A 6,640-nucleotide genomic window follows, 5' to 3' on the forward strand; every position below is an offset into this window, starting at 1 on the left:
TTAACAGCAACATCTAAGCCAGCATAAGCAACTAATTGATTAGCTCTCTCAAATCGAGAAATATCACCGATTTCTGAGAAAATAGCAGCACCTAAAACATTACCAATACCGGTAATAGAAGTAATAACAGGGCATAAAGAATTAATCATAGAAGAAATTTCATCTTCAATCTCAAGAATTTGCTCTTCAATAAAAGAAATTTGAGCAATAATTTGTTTGATTTGAAAAGAGAAAGACTTCAAAGCAAACTTAATACCAAAGGAATTAGAAGCTTTCTCTTGAATTTCTTTAGCCTTATCAATACCAAATCGACCCTTACTACACTTAGACAAAAGCTTAGCAAGCTCATCAGCAGGAATAGAAATCATATCCTCAGGTAAAGGATATTTGCTTAAAAGCTCTTTAGAAGTGACGCCATAAATATTGGAAAAAAGCGAAGAATACTCAGGAAAAACCTGATCTAAAATAGCAACAAGCTTTCTTTTCCAATCAGAAGCCTCATCAACAAGAGCAAACCTAAACCTAGAAAGATTTCTAAGAGCAAAAGTATCCTCATCAGAAAAATGAGAAACAGAAAACTCGCCAAACCTAAGAATTTGAGCGATAACAAAAGAATCCACAGAATCATTCTTAGTCTGTCTAATATACATCTTTCTAAAAGCATCAGATTGAATAGGGTTAATAACAATACAAGAAAATCCTAAATCAATCAAGAAAGAATAAAGGGACAGCCAATAATGACCTGTAGCTTCCATACCAATAATACAATTGTTAAAATCAATCGAAAAAGAGGAAATAAATTTCTGAAACTTCTCTAATCCTCTAATAGAATTAGAAAAAGAAAAAGACTCAGAAACAAGTTTCCCATCAGAATCAATTATTGAGGCTTCGTGGTTATTCTTTGCAATATCAACACCAATGTAAAACATAAAATCACCTAGCTTTAATATAAATTTAGATAGAGAAAGATCCCTCAAGAACTTTACGACAATCAAACCTCGTTAGACATACAGCAACGAAATGTGCTATCCAGCTCATACTGATAAGGACGTAAAGTAGAGGCGTAACCCTTAAATAGGAAGACTAGCTTCAAGGAGGGAGACTACGACCTCTATCTATACAATTATTATCCCATAAGAAAGTGGGATTAAGAATAAAAAGTAGTATTTATTACTACAACTACATTATACGAAGGAGGGAGCAAATATGCTTATTAAAAGGCTACAAAAAGTAACTATAGCTATGTTACTTACGGCAATGATTTTGCCAACGACTATGTCAGAGGCTAAATCTCAAAATGTTTACAGGATAGCGGGTAGAACGAGAATAGCTACCTCAGCTGAAATTTCTAAGTCGGTTTATTCAAAATCAGAAAACGTTGTTCTTGCGAGTGGATTCAACTTTGCAGATGCATTATCAGCAGGACAATTAGCATCAGCACTTGATGCGCCATTGTTGTTATCGTCAAAAGATAAGTTGGATAGTGAAACTGAAAATGAAATCAATCGCTTGAAGGCAAAGAATGTTTATATTGTTGGTGGAGACCTTACAATTAAGAAGAGCATTGTTGATTCTTATTTAAAAAAGAAAAACATCAAAGTAACTAGATTGGAAGGCAACAACAGATATAAAACTTCAGAAAAAGTAATGGAAAAAACTAGAGAGTTTGTCGATGCAGAATATTTGTTGATTGCAAGTGGTAAAGACTTCCCAGATGCACTATCAGCAACATCATTTATGGTAAATCACAAATCAGTAATGGTATTGAGTGATGGTAATTCTTACCCTAGCTCAAACTTAAAAGAAATTGCAATAGGTGGTAAAATGCAACTTCCGTTAGAAAAATTCAAAGGAGAAAGGATTTCAGGAAGAAGCCGATATGAAACTGCACTTGCAATAGCCAAGAGATCATTTAATGATAACAGAAATGCAGTGTTATCAAGTGGACAAGTATTTGCAGATAGCTTGTCAGCAGTAAGTTTAACCAGAAAACACAACGCACCAATCATACTTACTGAATTTGAAAATCTTACTAACAATACTAAAGGATACTTGAATGAAAGAGAAAACATATATATTGTTGGTGGATTAAAAACTGTCGATAAGGATATTTTGGAAAATATTACTTCAGAAGAAAAATACGAAATTCAAAAATACGTAAACAAAAAATACTTTGAAACAGGAAAAGTTCCTACAAAGGCTGAAGCTAAAAAGAAACTTGATAATTCGTTGCAAACATTACAAGACAAGAGAAAACAACTCTCTAGTTTGAATGCTCAATTAAAACAACAACTAGAAGAAGACGAAAAAAACAAAGAAAGAATTAAAGCTCAAATCAAAAGCCTTGAAGATGAAGCAAAGCAATTAGAAGAAAAAAACAAACCTATAATAGCAGAAGCTAACAAGAAAATTTCAGATATTAACAATTTGTTGCCAAAAATTGATGAAAGAATAAAAGAAGGTGCATTTGCATTCTTACCATGGGTAGCAGAAAATTATCCAGAATATAAGGAAGATGCGAATAAAGGTCTTGCGATTTTGAATGAATTTTATGAAAAAGGCGATGTGAAAAAGACACCAGAAGATGCATCATCTTATGAAAACTTGATTATGACAGCAGATTGGCTAGAACAATTAAACGGTTTAAGATTAAAAGATGAACATTTCACAGGCTTGAAAAAATTAGATACTAATTTTGAAATTTTGGCTAAAGCTATGGTGAGTTGCGACAGATCGTTGGATTCTTCTTTGGGTCACAGAGGTACATTTTACGTGTGGGAAAATCTATACTGGGGAGTTGCAAACCCATTCAGAGGCTGGTATGATAATGAAAAATTAGTTTATGAAGAATTGTTGGGTATAATGAACGCTAAATATCCTGGAGAAAGCAAAGAAGTTGCATTTGAAAAAGCAACAGCCGATTTTATGGCAAAACACTATGGCATAAAACCTGTAATTGGTCACTACACAAATATTTTAAGTGATGAAATTGGTGTTGTTGCTGTTACTAGGAATACTTCCCAAATTGGATATTACACAAATACATTCTGCATGAATGGAGATTTCAGATATGGATATAAAGCTTTTATTTCCGAAGAAAAATACCGTGAAATCATCAATGCATACGCAAAGAGTAATGACAAGAAAAATCTTCTTGAAGAAAAAGCAAAAGCACAAAAAACTATAAAGGATATTGAAAAGGAAAAAGAATTAAGATTACAAAAAATTGAAAATCTTAAAAAGGGTAATACTGATAAAATTATTAAAATCAAACAAAATATAAAATTGACTGAAGAAGAAATACAAAAGGCGGAAAAAGACTACAACATTCACAAAGTTTTATATGATAAAGTTAAATAGTTTTAAAGTCACAAAGGGTGCAGAGGAATCTGCACTCTTTTTTATTGAACGATTTTATCAAAAAAATCTCAGATTGGGTATAATAGTATTGAAGGTAAAATAATGGGAGAATTTCTATTATTTTATTAAAAATATCATAATGAATTTATGGAGGAGAAATATGTTAAAAAATCAATTGAAGAAATTGACTGTGGCAACATTGATTGCGGCTATGATTGTGCCAGCAGGTGTATCAAATGCTTCGGCACAACAAACTACAAGGATTTCTGGCAAGGATAGAATCACAACATCTGTAGAAATATCCAAATCAGCATACACTTCATCAGAAAATGTAGTACTTGCAAGTGGATTCAACTTTGCAGATGCATTGTCAGCAGGACAACTTGCATCAGCACTTAACGCACCATTGTTGTTATCTTCAAAAGATAAGTTGGATAATGAAACTGAAAGCGAAATTAATCGTTTGAAAGCAAAGAATGTTTATATTGTTGGTGGAAATCTTACCATCAAAAAGAGCAGTGTTGATTCTTATTTAAAAAAGAAAAACATCAAAGTAACTAGATTAGAAGGTAACAACAGATATAAAACTTCAGAAAAAGTAATGGAGAAAACTAAGGAGTTTATCAATCCTGAATACATGCTAATCGCAAGTGGCAAGGACTTCCCAGATGCATTAGCAGCGACATCATTTATGGTAAATCACAAATCAGTAATGGTTTTAAGTGATGGTAATTCTTACCCTAGCTCAAACTTAAAAGAAATTGCAATAGGTGGTAAAATGCAACTTCCGTTAGAAAAATTCAAAGGAGAAAGAATTTCAGGAAGAAGCAGATATGAAACTGCACTTGCAATAGCTAAGAGATCATTTAATGATAATGAAAATGTCGTTTTAGCAAGTGGTCAAGTTTTCGCAGATAGCTTGTCAGCAGTAAGTTTAACTAAAAAACACAACGCGCCAATCATACTTACACAATCAGATTATTTGACAAAAAATGCCAAGAAATATTTGGATGGCAAGAATGTGTTAATAGTTGGTGGAGAAAAGACTGTTGTGAATGATATTTTGACTAGGAAAAAACCTGTTGTAAAGAAAGAAGATAAGAATTTGCACACAAAAACTGGTGAATATTGTTCAAGTTTAATAAGTTCAAAACTATCAAAATCAAAATCAAGAGAGTATAACCAAGCTTATGATGTTAAAATCAAGGGTGATTATCTTATAGTGTCTGGAAACATGAAATACTTTAAAGAAATCAATTCTTTGTCAGGAGGTAAACCTTTAGGTCACAGCGTAAATCATTCTTTCAAAATAACTAATAAAACAAAATTTAAAGTGCACAGTGGAATGGCTCCTACAGCTTATTACAAAGCAAGTGATTTTATTAATTACTACCACAAAGTTAGTAATGTAGGATTGGGACTATCAATTGTTGTTAAAGATGGCGTGGCAACTGAAGTTATGATAGCTTCGTAAATATTAAACACAAGGGTGTAGATTGTTCTACACTCTTTTTTGATGAAATAATATATCAAATAATTCTCAAATAGGATATAATGATATTAAATATAGGAGGGGAGTTTATGAACAAAACGAAGAACAAAAGCTTGTGGACACTTATCATTGGCGTTGTGTGTCTTGTAATTGCTTTTATATTGAAGGATTTTGAGTTTGGATTTTTGGGGAATTTGAGACCTATTGGTTTTGTGACGATATATATCTGCCCGATTTTGGGAATAATTGGAATTGCGTTCTCATTGATTGAAAAAAGCGTTGCGAAAGCTTTGTTGAATTTTTTGTTAGTATTAGCTTTTCCAATAGTAATGCTTGCGGGGCATTTATTTATTAAGTAATAAAAATCTAAAATAATTAGTTAGAAATTTTAATATATTATGGTATCATAATAATATATTAAATTATAGGAGGAGAAAATGTTTATTAAAAATTTGAAAAAATTGACGATAGCTGCATTGGCTGTTGCGTGTATGATTCCAGCTGGTGTGTCTAGCGCAAATGTTGAAAATGTTACGAGAATTGCAGGAAAAGACAGGATTGCAACTTCTATTGAAATTTCAAAAGAAATGTTCAATGAATCGGACAATGTTGTGCTTGCTAGTGGGTTTAACTTTGCTGATGCTTTATCAGCTGGTCAACTTGCTGCGGCGTTGAATGCGCCACTTATTTTGTCAAGTGATCAATTGGACAGTAGAACTAGCGATGAAATTGCTAAGCTAAAACCAAAAAATATCTACATTGTTGGCGGAGAAACGGCGTTGAGTTCAAATATTGAAGAATCCGTAAAATCCGTTGTAAATGATATTAACATTGAAAGACTTAAAGGAAACGACAGATACGAAACTTCAGTGAAGGTTATGGAAAAAACCAAAGAGTTTGTCGATGCAGAATACTTATTGATAGCAAGCGGCAAAAACTTCCCTGACGCTCTTAGTGCTACTAGTTTCATGGCAGATCACAAGGCGTTGATGGTTCTTAGTGATGGTAATTCTTATCCGAAATCCGATTTACAAGAAATCGCAATTGGTGGAGTTAACCAACTTCCGTTGAACGGTTTTACTGGGGAAAGAATAGCAGGAAATGACAGATATCAAACAGCGTTGGCTATAGCAAGACGTTCATTTGAAAATAATGAAAATGCTATATTGGCAAATTCAAAAGTTTTTGCAGATAGTTTGTCTGCGGTAAGCGTTGCTAAAAATTACAAAGCGCCTATTATTCTGACTGACAATGAAAATTTGACACAATCAACTAAGAGTTATCTAGAAAATATGAATTCTGTAACTATTATTGGTGGAGAAAAGTCTGTATCGAGCAATATATTTTCTAATCCTACTGCTGAAGAAGTAAATGAAATGAAAAGACTTGAAAATGAAAGAAAAGCCAGGGAGGAACAAGCTAGAAAGCAAAGGGAATTAGAACTTAAAAAGCAAGAACAAGCCAAAAAAGAAACTTCCAAGCCAACAAAACCTAACTACATCTACCAAGATGGATATGGTCCTGTTGGAGAAGGAAGAATTAAAGGAAATATGAATTCGATGATTTATCATCTTCCTGGACAAAGAGACTACAACAAGATTAAACCAAGTCATATAAGATATTTTAGAACAGAAAAAGAAGCTCGTGCTGCAGGTTTCAGAAGAGCTTTGAGATAATAGAGAATGCTTCGTTATGACCTGAACCCGTAAACACGGAATAATTTAATAATATTTTAAGCGGAATGTAATCTGTACATAACAGGGGACATTCCGTTTAATTTTGTTTTAA

The 6,640-nt window shown here is 32.8% G+C and carries 5 protein-coding genes; 4 read left to right on the forward strand and 1 reads right to left on the reverse strand.

Annotated elements, in window-relative coordinates:
* A partial coding sequence (locus DES33_RS09230; RefSeq protein WP_110058797.1) for an IS110 family RNA-guided transposase occupies nt 1-929 on the reverse strand: 929 nt, incomplete at its 3' end.
* A gap of 277 nt (nt 930-1,206) precedes the next feature.
* On the opposite strand from DES33_RS09230, the gene DES33_RS09235 reads away from it, so the two are divergent.
* The 4 genes from DES33_RS09235 to DES33_RS09250 all read left to right on the forward strand — a co-directional run bounded on the left by DES33_RS09235 (nt 1,207) and on the right by DES33_RS09250 (nt 6,528).
* The gene (locus DES33_RS09235; RefSeq protein WP_110058798.1) at nt 1,207-3,360 is read left to right on the forward strand and encodes a cell wall-binding repeat-containing protein; all 2,154 of its coding nucleotides are present in this window, start codon (nt 1,207-1,209) and stop codon (nt 3,358-3,360) included.
* A gap of 160 nt (nt 3,361-3,520) precedes the next feature.
* On the forward strand, nt 3,521-4,834 hold the full coding sequence (locus tag DES33_RS09240; RefSeq protein ID WP_110058799.1) for a cell wall-binding repeat-containing protein: 1,314 nt from the start codon (nt 3,521-3,523) through the stop codon (nt 4,832-4,834).
* Nucleotides 4,835-4,941: 107 nt separating this feature from the next.
* Nucleotides 4,942-5,211 carry a hypothetical protein gene (locus tag DES33_RS09245; protein WP_110058800.1) on the forward strand — a complete coding sequence of 90 codons (270 nt, stop codon included), beginning with the start codon at nt 4,942-4,944 and terminating at the stop codon, nt 5,209-5,211.
* A 78-nt stretch (nt 5,212-5,289) separates the two neighbouring features.
* Complete coding sequence (locus DES33_RS09250; RefSeq protein ID WP_110058801.1) at nt 5,290-6,528, forward strand: cell wall-binding repeat-containing protein; 1,239 nt, start codon at nt 5,290-5,292, stop codon at nt 6,526-6,528.
* Nucleotides 6,529-6,640 lie beyond the last annotated feature (112 nt).

The sequence above is a fragment of the Finegoldia magna genome (assembly GCF_003182075.1).
GTDB lineage: Bacteria > Bacillota > Clostridia > Tissierellales > Peptoniphilaceae > Finegoldia > Finegoldia magna.